The following is a 20784-nucleotide window of genomic DNA, read 5'->3' on the forward strand; positions in this document are numbered from 1 at the left end:
CACGTATCTATTGAAGCCGTCGGCCCTGGCCGGCGGCTTTTTGTTTTCGGGAAAGGCGGTTGCGCACAAGCGCCATGCTTGCCTCGCTGCCTGCTCCTGTGACAGTGTTCCGCCGCCACAATCCAGGAGCTTGAAGCCGATGTTTTCCCGCCGCGCCGTCCTTGCAGGCCTTGCCGCCGCCGCCCTCATGCCCGCCGTCGCCTTCGCCGCGGACCTGCCCGATCTCGGTGGCAAGTCCGTCGTCGTCGTGACGGAGAACGCCTACCCGCCGCTGCAATTCGTCGATCCGAAGACCGGCGAGCAGATCGGCTGGGAATATGACGCGATGAACGAGATCGCCAAGCGGCTGAACTTCAAGGTCGAGTACCAGAACACCAGCTGGGACGCGATGATCCAGGCCGTCTCCGACAACCAGTACAATATCGGCATGACCGGCATCACCATCAAGGACGACCGCAAGGAGAAGGTGGATTTCTCCGCGCCCTACATGCGCTCGCAGCAGTTCATGCTGGTGCGCGGCGACGAGGCCCGCTTCAAGGATGCCAAATCCTTCGCGGCGCTGACGGACGGCCTGGTCGCCGCCCAGCCCGGCACCTCGCCCTTCTACACCGCCGTCTACGAAATCCTCGACGGCAACGAGCAGAACCCGCGCATCAAGCTGTTCGAGACTTTTGGCGCGACCGTGCAGGCGCTCCAGGCCGGCGACGTCGACCTGGTGCTGACCGACGGCGTTGCGGCGAAGGGCTATGTCGATGCCTCGGGCGGCAAGCTCAAGGTCGTCGGCGAGCCGCTCGGCACGGAGGATTTCGGCTTCATCTTCCCGAAGGGCTCCGATCTCGTCGCACCGGTCAATGCCGCGATTGCCGCCATGACGGCCGACGGCACGCTGGAGGCGCTCAACAAGAAGTGGTTCCTGGACTACAAGATGGGTCAGTAGCGGGCGCATGGCTCCCGTTTCCTCTGACGCGGCAAAGGGCGACTATCCCTGGTGGCTGGTTGTCCTTGCCGTGATCGCGCTCGCGCTTGCCGGCGTGATCGTCGCCAACGATCTCTACGCTCAGGTCTTCGGCATCGTGCTGAAGGGGCTGTGGGTCACGATCTTCGTCACCCTCGTCGCCTTCCTGCTCGCCACGCTCGCCGGCCTCGGCCTTGCGCTGATGGCGCTGTCGGACAGCAAGGTGCTGCGCCAGGTCGCGCGCTTCTACACGGAGGTGATCCGTGGTGTGCCGATCCTCGTGCTGCTGTTCTACATCGCCTTCGTCGGCGCGCCGGCGCTGGTGGCGCTGGTCAATCTGGTGATCTCGCCGCTTGTCAGTGCCGGCCTTGTCGAGCCGATGCAGGTGCGCGACGTCTCGCTGATGTGGCGGGCGATCATCGCGCTGATGATCGGCTATTCCGCCTTCATCGGCGAGGTGTTTCGCGCCGGCATCCAGTCCGTCGACAAAGGGCAGATCGAGGCGGCCAAGGCGCTCGGCCTGTCGCGTTTCCAGCGCTTCCGGCTCGTCGTCTTCCCGCAGGCGGTGCGCGTCATCCTGCCGCCGCTCGGCAATGATTTCGTGGCGATGGTCAAGGATTCCTCGCTCGTCTCCGTGCTCGGCGTCGCCGATATCACGCAGATGGGCAAGGTCTATGCCTCCGGCTCCTTCCGGTTCTTCGAGACCTATTCCATCGTCGCCTATGTCTATCTCATCCTGACGATCGGGCTTTCGCTCGGCCTGCGCGGCCTGGAAAAGCGCCTGCGGCGGACCTGAAATTTTTACGTGCGGGAGAGGATGATCAGGCGGTCGGAGGGATCGAAGGTCACCTTTTCCGACTTCACCGGATTGACCACGACGCCGCCCATGTTGCGCGGATCGTGCCCTGCCCGTTTCGCGTGGCTGTAGCCGAGCGCCACCTCGCCGCGGATGAGGGCCGCGAGATTGACGGTGTAGAAATTCACCGGCCGGTCGATGGCGATATAGTCCGTCACCGGGCGCATGTAGATTTCCGAACCGTCCTCGTCGAGCAGCTCGTCGAAGATCTGCGCCATCAGCTCGTTTTCCGAGGCCTGCGCCAGCATGAGGCTCACCAGCTTGTTGCTGACGACGAAATCGTCGGCGCGGGTGACGGCGGCGAGGTTGCGGTTGCGCACGTCGATCATCTCGCTGACGATGCCGATATGCTGGTTGGCGGCGTCGGCGATCTTGCGAAGCTGCAACAGCGTGACGAGCGTTGCCGTGTCGGCCGGCTGGGCGGCCATATGGTCGCTGTAGCCGAGCACCAGCACATGGTCGTAGGCGGGCACGTCGAGCGCATCGAGGGCCGCGCGGTTCGACGTATCGATGACGGTGCAACGAACGGAGAGGTTTTCCTTGATAAACTGGAGCTTGGCGACATCCGCCTCGAATTCCGGCGTGTCGGCGGCGATCATCAGCTCGGAGCCGGGCGCGACGTAGCGCGACAGTTCCTGCGTGATGATCGGCCCGCGCCGGTTCCAGCCGAGCAGCAGCGTGCGCTCCGGCCCCGGCTCGCGGTTGACGCGCGGGCGCACGATCTCGCGGTCGACCTCGAACTCCGCGGTCCTGAGCTTGATCGTCGCGTCGTCCTCGGCAATCAGGATCGCCCGTTCACCGGCGAGCATGATGCGGTTCGTCGGCGGGTTGAGGTGCACGACGCCGTCGGTGTCGCAGATGCCGATCAGCGTCGACGTGTCATAGGCCATCACCGCATTGCCGAAGGATTTTCCGGTGAGTGCCGGCTGCTCGACGGCGTAGATTTCCGAGCCGTCGAAATCGAGCAGTTCGGTATAGACGGCCGAAAGGCCGGCCTGCCGGCTGGAGCTGACGACGATGCGCGAGATCAGCTCGTCGGCGAGCACCAGTTGCAGTTCGGAACCGCCGACGATGCGGGCGACCTCGGCATTCTTGGCATCGCGGATCTCGGCGGCGATCCGGTAGGGCTCCTTGCGCCGCTCCGGGTCGTTGACCAGCGCCAGCACCGTCTTGATGACCTGCGAATCCGCATAGTCGCTTTCCGGCGACAGCACGATGATCGAGCGCGAGGCCTGCGGGTTGACGATGTTGACGTCGTAGAGGTCGGTCGGGTCGCCGCTGCGGCAGATGATGCGGGTGTTGCCGAGGTCCGCGATCTTGTCGGCGATCTCGTCCTCCATCTCCACCTTGTCCTTGGAGGCCATGATGACGATGCGCGGGTTGCGGCGGCTCTGGTTGGCGATCACCAGCTCGGAAATCACGTCGAAGATCGAGGGCGACCAGTTGAAGATGATCGTGTGGTCTTTCTCCAGCACATGCGAGCGGCCCTTGCGTAATTCGTCGAGCTTCTCGTCGAGACCCGAACTCAACACGCCGATCAGCGCGGAGAAGACGAAGATGCCCGCGACGGTGACGGCGAGCGAGACGCCGCGGAAGCTCCAGCCCACATCGCCGCCCATCGTGCCGGCATCCATGGTGCGCATCAGCGATTCCCAGGCGCCTTCGATGAAGGACACGGGCTCGCCGCCATCCGGCTTGATGCCGGTCAGGGCGAGGAACAGGCCGGCGACGAGGATGACGACCAGCGAGATGACCGCAAGCCAGCCGATCAGCGCGATTGGCCCCGCCGCCATGCTCTTGTCGAACTGGTAGCGCGCGCGGTCGCGCCAGGTAATCGTCTTCATGTAAGTCCCCTCAAGCCGACGCTTAGCCGGATACGTATACCGAGTGTCAAAAATTCGGGGCTGCGGCAAGGCGGCGCGCGGGAAATTTTAGGAAGAGCGTAAACGGCGGTGCCGGCCGGCAACTTGCCGAGCGCCGCAAAAATCGTTATATGCGGGCCATGGAATCCAAGTTCGGATGCACGGAAAAGCATGTCGTCGTGCTGCAGGATCACAAGCGCCTGCCGGCACGCTTCTTTGCGCGCGTCTTCGGGGCGCTCACCAGCCGCCTAGCCTGATCGCTTGCGATCCTTGCGAGCCCCGCGCTCGCCGATTTCCAGTACCCCAACACATGCCAAGCGGATGAAGAGCCATGAGTGCACCCCGTACCCTCTATGATAAGATTTTCGACGATCACATCGTCAGCCGCCAGGAAGACGGAACCTGTCTTCTTTACATCGATCGTCACCTGGTTCACGAGGTGACGAGCCCGCAGGCCTTCGAAGGTCTGCGCATGGCCGGCCGCAAGGTCCGCGCGCCGGAAAAGACGCTCGCCGTCGTCGACCACAACGTGCCGACCTCGCCGGATCGTGCCCAGGGCATCAAGAACGAGGAAAGCCGCATCCAGGTCGAGGCGCTCGCCAACAATGCGGCTGAATTCGGCGTCGAATATTACTCCGAAAAGGACGTGCGCCAGGGCATCGTGCACATTGTCGGCCCCGAGCAGGGCTTTACGCTGCCGGGCATGACCATCGTCTGCGGTGACAGCCACACCTCCACGCATGGCGCCTTCGGCGCGCTGGCGCATGGCATCGGCACGTCGGAAGTGGAACACGTTCTGGCCACCCAGACGCTGATCCAGAAGAAGGCGAAGAACATGCTGGTGCGCGTCGACGGCCAGCTTCCGCCGGGCGTTACCGCCAAGGACATCATCCTCGCCATCATCGGCGAGATCGGCACCGCCGGCGGCACCGGCCATGTCATCGAGTTTGCGGGCGAGGCGATCCGTGCGCTGTCGATGGAAGGCCGCATGACGATCTGCAACATGACGATCGAAGGCGGCGCGCGCGCCGGCCTCATAGCGCCGGACGAAAAGACCTTCGAATACATCAAGGGCAAGCCGCGCGCGCCGAAGGGCAAGGCGCTGGACATGGCGCTGGAATACTGGAAGACGCTCTACACCGAGGAAGGCGCGCATTTCGACCGCGTCGTCGTGCTCGATGCCGCCAACCTGCCGCCCATCGTCTCCTGGGGTTCCTCGCCGGAAGACGTCGTCTCCGTGCAGGGCGTCGTGCCGAACCCGGACGAGATCGAAGACGAGACGAAGCGCTCCTCCAAGTGGCGCGCGCTCGACTATATGGGCCTGAAGCCGGAAACCAAGATCACCGACATCGCCATCGACCGCGTCTTCATCGGCTCCTGCACCAATGGCCGCATCGAGGACCTGCGCGCCGTCGCTGCCGTCGTCGAGGGCCGGAAGGTCGCCTCCACCGTCGATGCCATGATCGTTCCGGGCTCCGGCCTCGTGAAGGAACAGGCGGAGCGCGAAGGCCTCGACAAGATCTTCAAGGAAGCCGGCTTCGACTGGCGCGAGCCGGGCTGCTCCATGTGCCTCGCCATGAACGACGACCGCCTGAAGCCGGGCGAACGCTGCGCGTCGACCTCGAACCGCAATTTCGAGGGCCGCCAGGGTTTTAAGGGCCGCACGCATCTCGTGTCGCCCGCCATGGCCGCCGCCGCCGCGATCGCCGGCCACTTCGTCGATATCCGCGAATGGAAATGATCACGGCTGCATTGGCGTTGTGATAAAAGGCCGGGAGCATGCTCCCGGCCTTTTTGTTTGCCGGCCTTTTCGTTTGAAGGAGATTTCCATGAAACGCCTTCTCCTCCTGCGCCACGCAAAATCGGCTTGGCCCGATGGCGTCGAGGATCACGACCGGCCGCTCGGCGACCGGGGCCGCCGGGACGCACCGCGCATGGGCATCCATATGGCCGCCGGGGGCTTTGAGCCGGATTTCGCGCTGGTGTCATCCGCCCGGCGCACGCAGGAGACCTGGGCGCTGGTCGCGCCGGCCTTTGCGAGGCCCTGCCCATCGCGTACCGTGCCGTCGATCTACGAGGCCGCGCCGGCGGCGATCCTCGCTGCGATCCACGAGGCGCCGGACGAGAGCGGCACGCTTCTGGTCATCGGGCACAATCCGGGTTTCGAAGAGCTGGCTGTGTTGCTGGCACAACAGGGCGAGGCGGAGGCGCTCGGCCGGTTGCGGACGAAATACCCGACGGCGGGGCTGGCGGTGATCACCTTCGATCATGAGCGCTGGGCGGATGTCGCGCCCGGCTCGGGCCGGCTTGAAGCCTTCGTCACGCCGAAGACGCTGGCCTAATTGAGCCCGATGACAGAGGTCGCCCCACCCCCGACGTCATCCTCGGGCTTGACCCGAGGATCCATTCGCGGGTGAGGCATGGATGGTCGGGTCAAGCCCGACCATGACGGAGGAGAGGGCGGTGGACTTTTCCGGCGGTCAACCAACAACCGGTGCCACTTATTGCAGGATCAGAAACTTGCCGTCATCGGGTCCGGGCCGATCCGCTTGCCGCCTTTTTCGAGGCCGGCGAAGGTTGCCATGTCCTCATCGTCGAGCTTGAAGTCGAAGACCTTGACGTTTTCCGCGATGCGCGACGGCGTCACCGATTTCGGGATGACCACCAGGCCGTTGTCGATGTGCCAGCGGGTGATGACCTGGGCCGGCGTGCGGCCGTGTTTTGCCGCGATGCCGGCAACGACGGGGTTTGTCAGCAGCGTGCCCTGGCCGAGCGGGCTCCAGGATTCCGTGATGATGCGGTGTTTTTCGTGGTAGGCGCGGGTTTCCGTTTGGGGGAAATCCGGGTGCAGCTCGATCTGGTTGATCACCGGGGTGATGCCGGTCTCGTCGATCAGGCGCTGGAGGTGTTCGGGATAGAAGTTGGAGACGCCGATCGAGCGGGCGCGGCCTTCCTTCTGCAGCTGGATGAAGGCCTTCCAGGTGTCGACGAACTGGCCGCGCTTGGGCGCCGGCCAGTGGATGAGGTAAAGGTCGACATAGTCGGTGCCGAGCCGCTTCAGGCTGGCGTCGAAGGCCTTCAGCGTCGCATCATGGCCCTGGTCGCCGTTCCAGAGCTTGGTGGTGAGGAAGATTTCGGCGCGGTCGACGCCGGAGGCGCGGATGCCCTCGCCGACGCCCTGCTCGTTCTCGTAGATCGCCGCCGTATCGACATGGCGGTAGCCGCTGTCGAGCGCCGCCTTGACCGCGGTCACGGCCGTGTCGTTCGGGGTCTGCCAGACGCCGAGGCCGATCTGGGGAATGCTGTTGCCATCATGAAACAGGATTGTCGGTTGATCGCTCATCAGAATCTCTCCGTGAAAAAGGTGTGGCGTGCTTGAACCCGGACGGGTTTCCCGTGGCGCCTTGCAGCCCGGCGACGGTCGAGGCTGATATAGGTCCCGCAGCGCAGCATTTCAGCCCGCCGCGCGGCAAAATCGTCAGAGCACGCGCACGACCGTGCCGCGGCGCAGGTGCGGCAGGATGCGCAGCATGTCGCGCTTCGCGATGGCGACGCAGCCGGCCGTCGGCTCGTAACCGGGGCGGATCAGGTGGAAGAAGATCGCCGAACCCTTGTTGCGGCAGCGCGAGGTGACGTTCCAGTCGAGCACGAGGCAGATGTCGTAGAGTTCGTCCGCGCGGCGCATCTCTTCGTGGCTCGGCTTGAACGGGGCGCGTACGAGGCGGTTGTAGCTCGGATGGCTCGCCTCGTCGCACCAGAGCATGGAGGGCCGGATGCGGCGGAAGGGCAGGGTCGTTCCTGGCAGGGCCACGCGGTCGCCGCGCACAAAGCCGGAGAGCAGCGGCATGGCCGCAGTGGGGGTGGCGCCGTCGCCTTCGCGTTTGACGCTGGTACGTCCGGTGCGGCCGATTGCGGCGGGGATGCGCAAGGGGCCGACCTGAACGATGGCGCGGGTCTTCCGGCCCGGCGCGGGGCGCACGAGGATGGTCTTCACGCAATGTTTAGGAGATGTGATCCGGCTCATGTCATTCCGCCATATTCGCGCCTTGTGGCAACTTGACTGGCTAAGCCATGGACGGGCTTGCCAAAAGCGCCAGTTCCCTTACTTTCAGAGGAATGCCGAGAGGTAAAGCATGACATCCCGCACCATCCTTCTTGTCGATGACGACAACGACCTTCGCGAGACGCTCGTCGAGCAGCTTTCGCTTTACGAGGAATTCTCCACGCTCGAGGAAATGACGGCCGGCAAGGGCATCCAGACCGCGCGCGCCAACCAGATCGACCTGCTTATCATGGATGTCGGCCTTCCGGACATGGACGGGCGCGAAGCTGTAAAACTGCTGCGCAAGGGCGGCTTCAAGGCGCCGATCATCATGCTGACCGGGCACGATACCGATTCGGACACGATCCTCGGGCTGGAAGCCGGCGCCAACGACTATGTGACGAAGCCGTTCCGCTTTGCCGTGCTGCTCGCGCGCATCCGCGCGCAACTGCGCCAGCACGAGAGCAGCGAGGACGCCACCTTCACCGTCGGCCCCTATACGTTCAAGCCGGGCCAGAAATTGCTGACGCTCGAAAACGGCCAGAAGATCCGGCTGACGGAGAAGGAGGCGGCGATCATCCGCTACCTCTACCGCGCCGACCAGAAGGTGGTGACGCGCGACGTGCTCTTGGAAGAGGTCTGGGGCTACAATTCCGGTGTCACGACCCACACGCTGGAGACCCATGTCTACCGTCTGCGCCAGAAGATCGAGCGGGACCCTTCCAATGCGGAGATTCTCGTGACAGAGAACGGCGGTTACAAGATCGTACCGTAAGGTTTTTACCTTCCCGGAATTGCTTTTGGAGGGATGCCCACCGTGGCTCTCAGCGACGACATCGCCCTGCTTTCCCGCGTGCCGCTCTTTGCCGGGCTCGCCGACGACAAGCTGCGGCTGATGGCTTTTGGCGCCGAGCGCCGGCGGCTGGTCGAGGGGCAGACGCTGTTTCGCGAGGGCACGTCCGCCGATTGCGGCTTCGTCGTCGCCTCCGGTGCTTTCAGCCTCACCTCGACCCTTCGCGACGGCTCGACGCGTGACGAAGGCACGGCGCAGGCCGGCACGCTGCTCTCCGAACTCGCGATGATTTCCGCCGTCGAGCGCAAATATACGGCCGTGGCGACCGAAGACAGCGAGGTCATCCGCATCAACCGCCCGCTCTTCCGGCGCATGCTGGAGGAATATCCGGACGTTGCCGTGCTCGTCGACGCCCGCATCCGCGAAAACCTCGCGGCGATGATCAGCGAGATGCGCAGCCTCGCGGGGCGTTTCGCCTAGAAATCGAATTCCGCAATGACCGGCACGTGGTCGGACGGCCGTTCCCAGCCGCGGGCTTCGCGGATCACCTTGATATCGGTGAGGTGCGGTTCGAGGTCGGCGGAGGACCAGATGTGGTCGAGGCGGCGGCCCTTGTCGGCGGCGACCCAGTCGGCCGAGCGGTAGCTCCACCACGTATAGAGCTTTTCGTGCGCGGGCACCTTGCGGCGCATCAGGTCGACCCAGGCGCCCTTGGTCATCACGTCGATCAGGCCCTCGGTCTCGATGGGCGTGTGGCTGACGATCTTCAGGAGCTGCTTGTGCGACCAGACGTCGTGCTCCAAGGGCGCGATGTTGAGGTCGCCGACGAGGATCGACGAGATGCCGGCCTCTGCCTCGGCGTGCAGCAGCTTCATCTCCTCGATAAAATCGAGCTTGTGGCCGAATTTCTGGTTGATCGTACGGTCCGGCTCGTCGCCGCCGGCCGGCACATAGAAATTGTGCAGGCGGATCGACTTGCCGCGGTGATGGAAGACGACCGAGATGTGGCGCGCGTCACCCACGCCGCAATAGTCGCGCCGCTCGACGATCTCGGTCAGCGGCAGGCGGGAGATTGTCGCCACGCCGTGATATCCCTTCTGGCCGTGAAAGACGATGTGCTCGTAGCCGAGCGCCTTCAGCGGCTTCAAGGGGAAGAGGTCGTTCGGACATTTGGTTTCCTGCAGGCACAGGATATCCGGTGAGAAGGTCGTCAGGAAATGTTCGACGAGCGGCATGCGCAGCCGCACGGAATTGATGTTCCACGTCGCAATCGAAAGTGCCATGCCTGCCCCCGGAAATCTGTCCGGGGCGTCTTAGCGCATGCATGACGAAACGGAAACGGCTTTCTCAGTTCGCGCCCTTGTTGCGGACTTCGTCATAGGGGATCGAGAAGACCTTCTCGTCGAGGGCGACGCCCGTCTTGACGTTGAAGATCATGACGGAGGTGTCCTTGCCCTGCGCGTCGGTGATGGTCCACTGGCGCAGGTCGTAGGTCTTCGGGTCGAACATCATGGTGATGGTTGAATCGCCGAACATGTTGCGGTCGCCGAGCACGATGGTGGTCAGATCCGCCTCTTCCTTGACGTTGCGCACCATCTTGGCGGAGAGGTCGATCTTCTCGCCGAGCAGCAGGTTGAGCGGGGTCTTGGAGAGCGGGTAGATATCCCAGGTCTTGAGCTTGCGGTTGCCGATGACGACGGACTTGCCGTCGGCGATCACGCGCATCGGCGAGGGCTCTTCGTAGTTGAAGCGGATCTTGCCCGGACGGTTGATGTAGAACTTGCCGCCGGTCTGTTCGCCGCGCGGGCCGAACTGCACGAATTCGCCGATCATCGTCTTCACGGAGGCGAAGTGGTCGGCGATCTTCTGGGCGGCGCCGCTTGCCTGCGCCGAGGCATCGGCGGGCGCCAGCGCCGAAAGGCCGGTTGCGAGCGTGAAGGCCATCAGGCAGGTGAAGCCACGGCGGGTCAGCATGCCGGTCGCGTGGCCTTTCTCGGATGGGATCATGTTGGTCTCCTTCATCTGCGTGTCATGCGGGCCAAACACGGCGCCATAATGGCATCCGGCCCTGACGCGGAACTTGCGGGCGGAACGCCGCAGACGGCGCCCCGTTCCCGGCCGTCGTTCCGAAATTTACTCTTCCGTCGGCACGAGGATCTCGCGCTTGCCGGCGTGGTTGGCGGGGCCGATCAGCCCCTCCTTCTCCATGCGCTCGATCAGCGAGGCGGCGCGGTTGTAGCCGATGCCGAGGCGGCGCTGGATATAGGAGGTGGACGCCTTGCCGTCGCGCAGCACCACGGCCACGGCCTGGTCGTAGGGGTCGTCCGAATCCTCGAGGTTTGCGGTGCCGGCCGGGCCGCCGCCGCCCTCGCCATCCTCGTCGTCGTCCTGGGTGATCGCATCGAGATATTGCGGCGAGCCCTGCGTCTTGAGATGCGCCACGACGGCCTCCACTTCGCCGTCCGAGACGAAGGGGCCGTGCACGCGCTGGATGCGCCCGCCGCCGGCCATGTAGAGCATGTCGCCCATACCGAGCAGCTGTTCGGCGCCCTGTTCGCCGAGGATGGTGCGGCTGTCGATCTTCGAGGTCACCTGGAAGGAGATGCGGGTCGGGAAGTTGGCCTTGATCGTGCCGGTGATGACGTCGACCGAGGGGCGCTGCGTTGCCATGATGACGTGGATGCCGGCGGCGCGCGCCATCTGGGCGAGGCGCTGGACCGCGCCTTCGATGTCCTTGCCGGCGACCATCATCAGGTCGGCCATTTCGTCGATGATGACGACGATATAGGGCATCGGCTGGAGATCGAATTCTTCGGTCTCGTACATCGCCTCGCCGGTCTGACGGTCGAAGCCGGTCTGCACGGTGCGGCTGATCTGCTCGCCCTTGGCCAGCGCCTGCTCGACGCGGCTGTTAAAGCCGTCGATGTTGCGCACGCCGATCTTCGACATCTTCTTGTAGCGCTCTTCCATCTCGCGCACCGTCCACTTCAGCGCCACGACGGCCTTCTTCGGATCGGTGACGACGGGGGAGAGCAGGTGCGGGATGCCGTCATAGACGGAGAGTTCCAGCATCTTAGGGTCGATCATGATCAGGCGGCACTGTTCCGGCTTCAGCCTGTAGAGCAGCGAGAGGATCATGGTGTTGATGGCGACGGACTTGCCCGAGCCGGTGGTGCCGGCCACCAGCAGGTGGGGCATCTTGGCGATGTCGGAAATGACCGGCTCGCCGCCGATCGTCTTGCCGAGCGCCATGGCGAGCTTTGCCTTCGAAGTCTCGAAATCACGGCTGGCGATGAGTTCGCGCAAATAGACGGTCTCGCGGCTCTGGTTCGGCAGTTCGATGCCGATGGCGTTGCGGCCGGGCACGACGGCGACGCGGGCGGCGATCGCGCTCATCGAGCGGGCGATGTCGTCGGCAAGGCCGATGACGCGCGATGACTTGATGCCGGGCGCGGGCTCCAGTTCGTAGAGCGTGACGACCGGGCCGGGGCGGACATGGATGATCTCGCCCTTGACGCCGAAATCCTCCAGCACGCCTTCCAGCATGCGGGCGTTCTGCTCCAGCGCATCGGCGGAAAGTGTGGTGTCGCGCACCTGGCCCTTCGGCTCGGCGAGCAGGTGGATCGGCGGCAGCGCAAAACCGTCCGGGCCGACGAAGGAGGTCTGCGCCTCGCGCTCGATGCGCTGGCCGGGCTTGGGCCGGGCGGCCGGGGGCACGACGCGGGCGGTGGTGGCCGGCAGCGGCTGGCGGGCCGGGGCGCGGCGCGGCGCCCAGTCGGCGGCGACGTCGTCCGCATCGTCATCCGGCAGGATGCCGCTCGGGCGGCGCATCGGTTCGTCGTCCCTGTCGAAGGGCAGGTCGTCGTCCTCGTCGCCGGCCATCGGCGGGGCGGCGACGACGCGGCGGCCGTCCAGCGACGGTTCGACGCGCTCGCTGGCGCCGCGGGTCGGGGTGCGGGCGCGCACCGGCTCGTTCAGCGTGCCGAACTCATCCTCGTTGAAATCATAGGGCTGCTCGATGCCGCGCGCCTTGCGGCGCTGGTTGGCGAGGCCGAAGAGGCGGCGCATGCGGGCGTGGCCGGTGTACCAGGCATGCGTCATGGCGCCGGCGAAAACGGTGAGCGGGCCTTCCCGGTCGTCGTCGTCCTCGTTTTCCTCGGCGATGGTGCGCGCGCGGCTCGGTGTGGGAACGGGAGCGAAATCCTCTTCGTCCTCGATGGTGACGGAGCCGATCAGGCCGGCGGCGAAAACCATCAGCCAGGCGGCGGGGATGGCGATGATGCCACCGAGGATGCTGGCGAAGAGGCCGGTCGGGTAGGCGCCGGTGAAGAGGGCGGGGAAGCGCAGGATCATGTCGCCGAAGACGCCGCCGAGCCCGGTCGGCAGCGGCCAGGTGACCGGTGCGGGCACGCAGGCAAGCGCTGCGGAGGCGAGAATGGCGCCGCCGAGCCAGGCGCCGGCGCGCTGCGGCACGCGGTTGAAGCGCCGGCCGCTGATCAGCGCCAGGCCCCAGGCGACGACCGGCAGCAGCGCGATGACGCTGGCAATGCCGAAGAACTGCATGAAGATATCGGCGAAGACGGCGCCGGGATAACCGAGGATGTTGGCCGGTGCGCCGCTCGAGGCATAGGAGAGGCTCGGATCGGAGACGTTCCAGGTGGAGAGTGCGGCGACCGCGAAGGCGAGGCCGAGGAAAGTGCAGAGCCCGAACAGGATCTGCAACTGTCGCCAGACGAATGCCGACAGAACGAAGCGGTCGTGACGGTTATCCAGTCCTGCCGAGATGCTTCTGCTCATGGTTACAGCCTATAGTCCGTCCAAGGAAAACCGCACCGATTCCGCGCGATTCGCGGATGTGCCTGACTGTGAACCCTACGAAGGAAGCCTTAATGGCATGTTAACCATGCCGCTTTCGTGACCCCGGTTTCGGCCTCGGACACGAAAAAGGCCCGGACTTTTTGGGTCCGGGCCAAGGGCGGCATAGTTTCCTATGGCCGCGACGGGACGTTTTGCGGCGGCTGCTGGAGCCGCCGCGAAGCCCTTAGGAGTGGTAGGCCGCTTCGCCGTGCGAGGAGAGGTCGAGGCCCTCGCGCTCGGCTTCGACGGTGACGCGCAGGCCGACGATCATGTCGACCACCTTGTAGAGGATCGCCGAGACGATGCCGCACCAGGCAATGGTAATGACGACGGCGGTGAGCTGCGTCATGAACTGCGAGGCGATGGAGAAATCGGCGCCGCCCGTGCCGCCGAGCGACGGGGCGGTGAAGATGCCGGTGCCGAGCGCGCCGATGAGGCCGCCGATGCCGTGTACGCCGAAGACGTCCGCCGTGTCGTCGTAGCCGAACTTGTTCTTCACGACGGCGACGAAGAAGTAGCAGACCGGCGAGACGATGAGGCCGAGCACGATGGCGCCGAACGGACCGACGGAGCCGGCGGCCGGGGTGACGGCGACGAGGCCGGCGATCATGCCGGAAGCCGCACCCAGCAGCGAGGCCTTGCCGCGGGTGAAGGTCTCGACGAGCGACCAGGCGAGGATTGCGGCGGCCGTTGCGACGAAGGTGTTGACGGTGGCGAGAACCGCGCCGCCCGAAGCTTCAAGGTTGGAGCCGGCGTTGAAGCCGAACCAGCCGAACCACAGCATGGCGGCACCGACGAGGGTGAGCGTCATGGAGTGGGGAGCCATCATGTCCTTGCCGAAGCCGGTACGCTTGCCGACCATGATCGCGCCGATGAGGCCTGCCACGCCGGCATTGATGTGCACGACGGTGCCGCCGGCGAAGTCGAGGGCGCCCATGCCGAAGATCAGGCCGTTGGCGTCCCAGACCATGTGGGCGATCGGGAAGTAGACGAAGGTGGCCCAGAGTGCCGTGAAGAGCAGGACGGCCGAGAACTTGATGCGCTCGGCGAAGGCGCCGATGATGAGCGCCGGGGTCAGCGCGGCGAAGGTCATCTGGAACAGGATGAAGATATATTCCGGAATGACGACGCCGTCGGAGAAGGTCGCAGCCGTGCTATCGACGGTCACGCCCGACAGGAACATCTTGGCGAAGCCGCCGAAATAGGCGCTGGTCGAGCCGCCGAAGGCGAAGGAATAGCCGTAGACGACCCAGATGATCATCATCATGGCGCCGATGACGGTGCACTGCATGAGGACCGACAGCATGTTCTTGGCGCGCACCAGGCCGCCGTAGAAGAGTGCCAGACCCGGGATCAGCATGAAGAAGACGAGCAGCGTCGACAGGAACATGAAGACGGTGTCCGCCTTGTCCGGAACGGGGGCTGCGGCGACGGCTTCGGTGGCGGCGGGCGCGGTTTCCTGCGCGAAAGCGACAACCGGCGCAAGCATGGCCGTGGTGGCAGCAGCCACGCGGGCGAGGGTATGAGAAGGCTTGAATGACGACATTTTGAAAATGCTCCCTGAATATGCCGGTTGCTTAGAGCGCTTCGGAATCGGTTTCGCCGGTGCGGATGCGCACGGCATGGTCGATGGAGTAGACAAAGATCTTGCCGTCGCCGATCTGGCCGGTCTTGGCGGCAGACGCGATCGCCTCGACCGCCTTGTCGACGAGGTCGGCAGGCACGGCGATCTCGATCTTCAGTTTCGGCAGGAAGCTGACGGCATATTCGGTGCCGCGGTAGATTTCCGTATGCCCCTTCTGGCGCCCGTAACCCTTCACTTCCGTCACGGTCAGGCCCTGGATGCCAACGGTGGTGAGGGCCTCGCGCACCTCATCGAGTTTGAACGGCTTGATAATGGCCATCACAATTTTCATCTGGTTTCCCATCCTTCGTGCTTGTTCCCCCAGCCGGGGCCATCTCTCCTTGCCGTTGGCAACCTTCGCCGCAACGACTGAGAGCTACACATTCAAGGGGCGTGCCAGATTCGAACGGCGTCTCTAATCCGCTGAAATGATTGCAATAAAAATACGCGCCATGCTGCGGCGCAAAATTTCACCAGCGCAGATGGTCAAAAAATAGGCGCTATTGGAATAATGGATAAAATTTAGTCAGTTGCCTTTTTCCGAATCAGCCCTTCCTGGGCGACGGAGGCAATGAGGGTGCCGGAGCGGGTGAAAATTGCGCCACGGGTCATGCCGCGCCCGCCAAAGGCCGAGGGACTGTCCTGACTGTAGAGCAGCCAGTCGTCCAGCACCGGCGGGCGGTGGAACCACATGGCATGGTCGAGGCTCGCGACCTGCAAGGTGCGATCGAGCACCGAGGTGCCATGCGCGAAGAGCGAAGTGTCGAGCAGCGTCATGTCGGAGAGATAGGCGAGCACCGCGGCTTGCAGGTGGCGCTCGGCCGGCACCGGGCCGGTGGTGCGCACCCAGATGTTCTGGCGCGGTTCCAGTTTGTCGCGCGAGAAATAATGGTCCAGCGAGACGGGGCGCAGCTCGATCGGCCGCGGGCGCTGCCAGTAGGCGCGGATATGGTCCGGCGCCTCGGTCATGAAGCGTTCCTTGAGGTCCGCCTCGCCGAGCAGGTTTTCCGGCTGCGGCACGTCCGGCATCTGCGCCTGGTGCTCGAAACCGTGCTCGTCGTCCTGGAAGGAGGCGGTCATGAAGTAGATCGGCTTGTCGTGCTGGATGGCGACGACCCGCCGCGTGGCGAAGGAGCCGCCGTCGCGGATGTTTTCCACGTCGTAGATGATCGGCACGGAAGGATCGCCCGGCCGCACGAAATAGGCGTGCAGCGAATGCACGAAGCGGCCTTCCTTCTCCACCGTTCGCGTCGCGGCGACCAGCGCCTGGCCGATCACCTGCCCGCCGAACACCCGCTGCCAGCCGACCTGCGGGCTCTTGCCGCGAAACAGCCGGGTTTCCAGCCGTTCGAGGTCGAGCGTCTCCAGCAGGAGGTCCATGGCGGGGTTTTTGGCGGGCTGGCGCGACATTTGGACGTGGCTCCCCAAGGTAGGAATACGGTACTTCCTCCTCTATATAGAGGGGCAGGAGACCTCAAGCGGCCAGGAGAAGACCATGTCTGAAGGCACCATGCTCGACGTGCTTGTCGCCGGCGGCGGTTATGTCGGCCTGTCGCTCGCCGTCGCCATCAAGAAAGCCGCACCGCATCTCGCCGTCGAAGTCGTCGACGGCGCGCCGGACCATGTCTGGCAGAAGGACGAGCGCGCCTCGGCGATCGTGGCGGCCGCGCGCAACCTGCTCGACGTGCTTGGCGTGTGGAACGAGATCGCGCCGGAGGCGGAACCGATCCGCCGCATGGTCATCACCGATTCGCGCACGGCCGATCCGGTGCGCCCCGTCTTCCTCACCTTCGAAGGTGCCGGCTCCGGCGACGACGGCCAGCCCTTCGCCCATATGGTGCCGAACCGCGCCATGACGGGCAGCCTGCTGCGCCAGGCCGAGATCCTCGGCATCGCTGTGCGCTGGTCGACCTCCGCGGAGGGTTTTGCCACCGGCCTGCACGCGACGGCCGTGCGCCTCTCCGACAGCTCCGAACGCCAGACCCGCCTGCTCGTCGCTTGCGACGGCGTGCGCTCGAAATTGCGCGACATGGCCGGCATCAAGACCGTGCATTTCGACTACGGCCAGTCCGGCATCGTCACCACGGTCGAGCACGAGCGCCCGCATGACGGCACCGCGGAAGAACACTTTTTGCCCGCCGGCCCCTTCGCCACCCTGCCGCTCACCGGCAACCGCTCCTCGCTCGTCTGGACCGAGCGCACGGAGGATGCCCGCCGCCTCGTGGAAAGCGACGACCTGGTTTTCGAGGAAGAGTTGGAGCGCCGCTTCGGCCACAAGCTCGGCCCTCTCAAGGTCGCTGGTGGCCGCCGCGCCTTCCCACTCGGCCTGACGCTGGCGCGCGCCTTTGTCGGCCCACGCTTCGCGCTCGCCGGCGACGCCGCGCACGGCATCCACCCGATTTCCGGCCAGGGCCTCAATCTCGGCTTCAAGGATGTGGCGGCGCTCGCTGAAACGATCGTCGAGGCCGATCGCCTCGGCCTCGATATCGGCGCGACGTCGGTGCTGGAGCGCTACGAGACCTGGCGCCGCTTCGATACGGTGCGCATGGGCATCACCACCGATGTGCTGAACCGGCTGTTCTCCAACGACGTGACGCCATTGCGCGTGCTGCGCGATGTCGGCCTCGGCGTGGTCGATCGCCTGCCCGGTCTCAAATCCTTCTTCATCCGCCAGGCCGAAGGCACCTCCGGCAGCGGGCATCCGCGCATGCTTGTCGGTCAGCCGATCTGATTGACGGCTTATTGCCACACGCCACCCGCGGCATGGATGGTCGGGTCAAGCCCGACCATGACGGAGGAGAGGTTGCCAGGCTTTTGCCGGCACCCGGCACTCAATCCTTGATTTCTCGGGCTTCCGATATCAGCATGATCGGAATGCCGTCGCGGATCGGATAGGCGAGTTTCGCTTTTTCGGAGATGAGTTCGCCGGTCTTGGCATCGTAGCTCAGCCGCCCCTTGGTCAGCGGGCAGACGAGAAGTTCGAGCAATTTAGGATCGACCCGGCTGGTGCTGGCATTCATCGCGGCCACCCTATTGCAGCATCGTATCGACGTCGCCGTATTCGCGCGCCAGCACGATCTCGGTGATGGCGATCAGGGTTTCCGCGCGCGTCTTCAGGTCCGGCGCTTCCAGCAGCGCCTGCTTTTCCGCCGGGCCATAGGGAGACATCATCGCCATGGAATTGACCAGCGTGGTGTTGCTGGCACGCTCCACGCTCTCCCAGTCCGCCTCCAGCTTGTTGGCGTCGAGATAGGCTTTGAAGGCGGCCAGCAGCGCATCGCGGTCGACGCTCTGTTCGTCGTCACTTGCCGTCAGGTCGGTGATGAAGGGGGCGATGTGGAAGCTGCGATAGGATTTGTCGTCGCGCCGCTCTTCCAACAGCCGGTAGCGGCACACGCCGGTGAGCGAGACGATATAGCGCCCGTCGCCCGTTTCGGCAAAGGAGGTGATGCGGCCGATGCAGCCGACCTGGCAGAGCGCCGGCGTGTCGCTTGAGGCATCGTCCACCTTGTCGGCGCCGAAGACCGGCTGCACCATGCCGATCAGCCGGTGCGAGGCGAGCGCGTCGTCGAACATGGAGAGATAGCGCGGCTCGAAGATATTGAGCGGCAGCTGCCCGCCGGGCAGCAGCAGGGCACCCGTCAACGGAAAGACGGGGATGGCCTCAGGCAGGTCCGCCGGCTTCAGATAACGCGCATTACCCACATGCATGGCATTGCCTTCCCATTCCGCGGCCCATTCCGCAGCACGGCGAAACATCGCCCGCCCTTCGCCATGGCGCCTCCCCGCAATGTGGGGTAGGCGCGGCGTTTCTCAAGGGACCTGTGCCATTCCGCGGCAAAAAAGCCTCAGGAAAACAGGATCGACGACAGCTTGCGCCGGGCGGCGATCGTCGCCGGATCCTTCGGTCCCCAGACCTCGAAGAACTGCAGCAGCTCGCGGCGCCCGCCATCGTCGTCGAAGGTGCGGTCGTGTTTCATGATGTAGAGCAGGTGATCGGCCGCCGCCTGGCGGTCGCCCTCGACATTGCGGATCTTGGCAAGCTTCAGCCGTGCCGCATGGTCATCGGCGTTCTGAGCCAGCGCCTGTTCGAGCGCTGCGGGATCGCCCAGCTTGCGGGCTTCCTCGATCTGGTCGAGCTTCTTGAGGACCGCCACGACGGCTGGATCGGCGGTAACCGCTTCCGGCGCATTGGCGAGGATCTGGCGGGCGTTTTCCGGCTGGCCGGCGGCGATCATGCATTCGGCGATGCCGGCCAGCGCCAGCGGGTTCTCCGGATCGGCCTGCAGCAGCGCGCCGTAGAGATCGGCAGCACCCGCAAGGTCGCCCGCGTCGAACAGGGTTTTCGCTTCGGCAAGCAGCGCCTCGATCTCGGCCTTCTCGTCGGCGCCCGCGGGGCCGGCGACCTTGTCGATGAATTCGCGCACCTGGCTTTCCGGCACGGCGCCCATGAAGCCATCGACCGGCCGCCCGCCCACGAAGGCGATGACGGCGGGGATGGACTGGATGCCGAGCTGGCCGGGAATGGAGGGATGGTCGTCGATGTTGAGCTTGACGAGCTTCACCCGGCCGGCACTCTCGCGCACGACCTTTTCGATGATCGGCTGGAGCTGCTTGCACGGGCCGCACCAGGGCGCCCAGAAATCGACGAGCACGGGCTGCTTGCGCGAGGCCTCCAGCACGTCACGGGAGAAATTCGCCGTCGTCGTGTCCTTGACGCTGTCGTCCGCCGCCGGTGCCGCGCCGCCGCCATAGCTCGCCGAAACGTTCATCTGCCCGCCATAGGACGATGCATAGGGGTTGTCGCTTGCACTCATGGTCTGCTCCTGTGGCGCGCGCGTCGCGCCTTCGATCCTCGTGTCCGGCGATCCTCGTGTCCGGCCCGGAAAGTACCGCCCCTCAAATCGTATGTCAGGACGTGACTTTCAAGACAAGCGGCTCGTGTCCCGTCGCCTCAATGAAGCGCAGAAGATCCTTCGAGCCGATCGAGGTCGTCGCGTCGTTGCGCAGCGGATGGCCGTTGATCGTATCATAGGCCATCAGGTCCGCGTCGATGATGATCTTCACCTGGCGTCCCGCATCGTTGATCACGCCGAAGGCGGTGACGGCACCCGGGATGACGCCGAGATATTCCATCAGCTTCTCCGGCTTGCCGAAGGAAACACGGCTCGACGCGCCGATGATCGTGTGCACCGTCTTCAGGTCGACCGTCGCATGTTCCTCGACGGTCATCAGGAAGTAGTTGTCCTTCTTGTCCTTCACGAAGAGGTTCTTTGTATGGCCGCCGGGGATCTCGTCGCGCAGCGCCACCGATTCGGCGACGGTGAAGACCGGCGCGTGCTCCTTGGTGCTGTGGGCGATGCCGAGCCTATCGAGAAACTGAAAAAGATCCTTGTCGGTCTTCGGCTGCGTGTCGGTCATTTGGCGCGTCCCGGCATGATTTGGTCCTGCCCGCTGATAGGACGTCCGCCGCCCGCGCGCAACCGCCTGAAAATCCGCGACTTTGAAAGTCATCGCGATTTTTTCTGCAAAAACTGACATTTCCCTGTTGCATTTGGAAAGGGCTTGAGCGATATAGCGCCCGTCGCCGCAACGCAGCGACCTTCGGCCACCGACTACCCCAGGCCGTCGACGATGAGCGGGTGTAGCTCAGGGGTAGAGCACAACCTTGCCAAGGTTGGGGTCGGGCGTTCGAATCGCCTCACCCGCTCCATTCTTCCTAATGGTTCAAAGCCTCGGTTGCCGGGGCTTTTGTGTTTTTGGCGCGGTTGAAATGGAACGGGCAGAAAACGGCT

General features: G+C 64.7%; 20 protein-coding genes and 1 tRNA gene. 8 read left to right on the forward strand and 13 right to left on the reverse strand.

What is annotated here, in order from left to right; translation table 11 throughout:
- Window positions 1-139: 139 nt before the first annotated feature.
- Both AC1Q6Z_RS17730 and AC1Q6Z_RS17735 read left to right on the forward strand, forming a co-directional pair.
- Window positions 140-937 (forward strand): transporter substrate-binding domain-containing protein, encoded by a 798-nt coding sequence (locus AC1Q6Z_RS17730; protein ID WP_435268340.1) that lies wholly within the window; start codon window positions 140-142, stop codon window positions 935-937.
- A gap of 7 nt (window positions 938-944) precedes the next feature.
- Window positions 945-1751: an amino acid ABC transporter permease gene (locus AC1Q6Z_RS17735; protein ID WP_492648736.1), complete on the forward strand. Its 807-nt coding sequence runs from the start codon at window positions 945-947 to the stop codon at window positions 1749-1751.
- A 5-nt stretch (window positions 1752-1756) separates the two neighbouring features.
- On the opposite strand, the gene AC1Q6Z_RS17740 is transcribed toward AC1Q6Z_RS17735, so the two are convergent.
- On the reverse strand, window positions 1757-3655 hold the full coding sequence (locus tag AC1Q6Z_RS17740) for a CASTOR/POLLUX-related putative ion channel (protein WP_492648737.1): 1899 nt from the start codon (window positions 3653-3655) through the stop codon (window positions 1757-1759).
- A gap of 349 nt (window positions 3656-4004) precedes the next feature.
- Between AC1Q6Z_RS17740 and leuC the strand changes: the two genes are divergently transcribed.
- Both leuC and AC1Q6Z_RS17750 read left to right on the forward strand, forming a co-directional pair.
- Window positions 4005-5414: a 3-isopropylmalate dehydratase large subunit gene (gene leuC / locus AC1Q6Z_RS17745; RefSeq protein WP_435268338.1), complete on the forward strand. Its 1410-nt coding sequence runs from the start codon at window positions 4005-4007 to the stop codon at window positions 5412-5414.
- 88 nt (window positions 5415-5502) lie between these two features.
- Window positions 5503-6015, forward strand: coding sequence for a SixA phosphatase family protein (locus tag AC1Q6Z_RS17750; RefSeq protein ID WP_492648738.1), 513 nt, complete (start codon window positions 5503-5505; stop codon window positions 6013-6015).
- A gap of 170 nt (window positions 6016-6185) precedes the next feature.
- Here the strand turns inward: AC1Q6Z_RS17750 and AC1Q6Z_RS17755 are convergent, their stop codons facing one another.
- Window positions 6186-7016, reverse strand: coding sequence for an aldo/keto reductase (locus AC1Q6Z_RS17755; protein ID WP_435268336.1), 831 nt, complete (start codon window positions 7014-7016; stop codon window positions 6186-6188).
- A gap of 135 nt (window positions 7017-7151) precedes the next feature.
- A complete protein-coding gene (locus AC1Q6Z_RS17760; protein ID WP_492648739.1) occupies window positions 7152-7697 on the reverse strand; it encodes a L,D-transpeptidase family protein in 546 nt (181 codons plus the stop codon).
- Window positions 7698-7806: 109 nt separating this feature from the next.
- Between AC1Q6Z_RS17760 and AC1Q6Z_RS17765 the strand changes: the two genes are divergently transcribed.
- Both AC1Q6Z_RS17765 and AC1Q6Z_RS17770 read left to right on the forward strand, forming a co-directional pair.
- The gene (locus AC1Q6Z_RS17765) at window positions 7807-8490 is read left to right on the forward strand and encodes a response regulator transcription factor (protein ID WP_256119518.1); all 684 of its coding nucleotides are present in this window, start codon (window positions 7807-7809) and stop codon (window positions 8488-8490) included.
- A 42-nt stretch (window positions 8491-8532) separates the two neighbouring features.
- A complete protein-coding gene (locus AC1Q6Z_RS17770; protein ID WP_319324056.1) occupies window positions 8533-8988 on the forward strand; it encodes a cyclic nucleotide-binding domain-containing protein in 456 nt (151 codons plus the stop codon).
- Here the strand turns inward: AC1Q6Z_RS17770 and AC1Q6Z_RS17775 are convergent.
- The 6 genes from AC1Q6Z_RS17775 to tesB form a co-directional block, all read right to left on the reverse strand.
- A complete protein-coding gene (locus tag AC1Q6Z_RS17775) occupies window positions 8985-9791 on the reverse strand; it encodes an exodeoxyribonuclease III (RefSeq protein WP_439618074.1) in 807 nt (268 codons plus the stop codon). The genes AC1Q6Z_RS17770 and AC1Q6Z_RS17775 overlap by 4 nt on opposite strands.
- A 64-nt stretch (window positions 9792-9855) precedes the next feature.
- The gene (locus AC1Q6Z_RS17780) at window positions 9856-10530 is read right to left on the reverse strand and encodes an outer membrane lipoprotein carrier protein LolA (protein WP_256119515.1); all 675 of its coding nucleotides are present in this window, start codon (window positions 10528-10530) and stop codon (window positions 9856-9858) included.
- Between the two features lie 111 nt (window positions 10531-10641).
- The gene (locus tag AC1Q6Z_RS17785; RefSeq protein ID WP_492648740.1) at window positions 10642-13305 is read right to left on the reverse strand and encodes a DNA translocase FtsK; all 2664 of its coding nucleotides are present in this window, start codon (window positions 13303-13305) and stop codon (window positions 10642-10644) included.
- A 244-nt stretch (window positions 13306-13549) separates the two neighbouring features.
- Window positions 13550-14911, reverse strand: a complete 1362-nt coding sequence (locus tag AC1Q6Z_RS17790; protein ID WP_256119513.1) for an ammonium transporter — start codon at window positions 14909-14911, stop codon at window positions 13550-13552.
- A 31-nt stretch (window positions 14912-14942) separates the two neighbouring features.
- On the reverse strand, window positions 14943-15293 hold the full coding sequence (locus AC1Q6Z_RS17795) for a P-II family nitrogen regulator (protein WP_305112267.1): 351 nt from the start codon (window positions 15291-15293) through the stop codon (window positions 14943-14945).
- A gap of 218 nt (window positions 15294-15511) precedes the next feature.
- Window positions 15512-16399, reverse strand: coding sequence for an acyl-CoA thioesterase II (tesB, locus tag AC1Q6Z_RS17800; RefSeq protein ID WP_492648741.1), 888 nt, complete (start codon window positions 16397-16399; stop codon window positions 15512-15514).
- 46 nt (window positions 16400-16445) lie between these two features.
- On the opposite strand from tesB, the gene AC1Q6Z_RS17805 reads away from it, so the two are divergent.
- Window positions 16446-17720, forward strand: a complete 1275-nt coding sequence (locus AC1Q6Z_RS17805; RefSeq protein ID WP_492648820.1) for a ubiquinone biosynthesis hydroxylase — start codon at window positions 16446-16448, stop codon at window positions 17718-17720.
- A gap of 100 nt (window positions 17721-17820) precedes the next feature.
- Here the strand turns inward: AC1Q6Z_RS17805 and AC1Q6Z_RS17810 are convergent, their stop codons facing one another.
- The 4 genes from AC1Q6Z_RS17810 to AC1Q6Z_RS17825 all read right to left on the reverse strand — a co-directional run bounded on the left by AC1Q6Z_RS17810 (window position 17821) and on the right by AC1Q6Z_RS17825 (window position 20410).
- The gene (locus AC1Q6Z_RS17810; RefSeq protein WP_256119510.1) at window positions 17821-18009 is read right to left on the reverse strand and encodes a Trm112 family protein; all 189 of its coding nucleotides are present in this window, start codon (window positions 18007-18009) and stop codon (window positions 17821-17823) included.
- A 10-nt stretch (window positions 18010-18019) separates the two neighbouring features.
- Entirely contained in the window at window positions 18020-18700 is a 681-nt protein-coding gene (locus AC1Q6Z_RS17815; RefSeq protein ID WP_492648821.1) for an LON peptidase substrate-binding domain-containing protein, read from the reverse strand.
- A gap of 137 nt (window positions 18701-18837) precedes the next feature.
- Complete coding sequence (gene trxA, locus AC1Q6Z_RS17820) at window positions 18838-19806, reverse strand: thioredoxin (protein ID WP_492648742.1); 969 nt, start codon at window positions 19804-19806, stop codon at window positions 18838-18840.
- 94 nt (window positions 19807-19900) lie between these two features.
- Window positions 19901-20410 carry a prolyl-tRNA synthetase associated domain-containing protein gene (locus tag AC1Q6Z_RS17825; protein WP_492648743.1) on the reverse strand — a complete coding sequence of 170 codons (510 nt, stop codon included), beginning with the start codon at window positions 20408-20410 and terminating at the stop codon, window positions 19901-19903.
- 217 nt (window positions 20411-20627) lie between these two features.
- On the opposite strand from AC1Q6Z_RS17825, the gene AC1Q6Z_RS17830 reads away from it, so the two are divergent.
- Window positions 20628-20702: transfer RNA gene (locus AC1Q6Z_RS17830), tRNA-Gly, on the forward strand.
- Window positions 20703-20784: the final 82 nt, after the last annotated feature.

Source organism: Shinella sp. GW835-FHT14H05 (genome assembly GCF_058793575.1).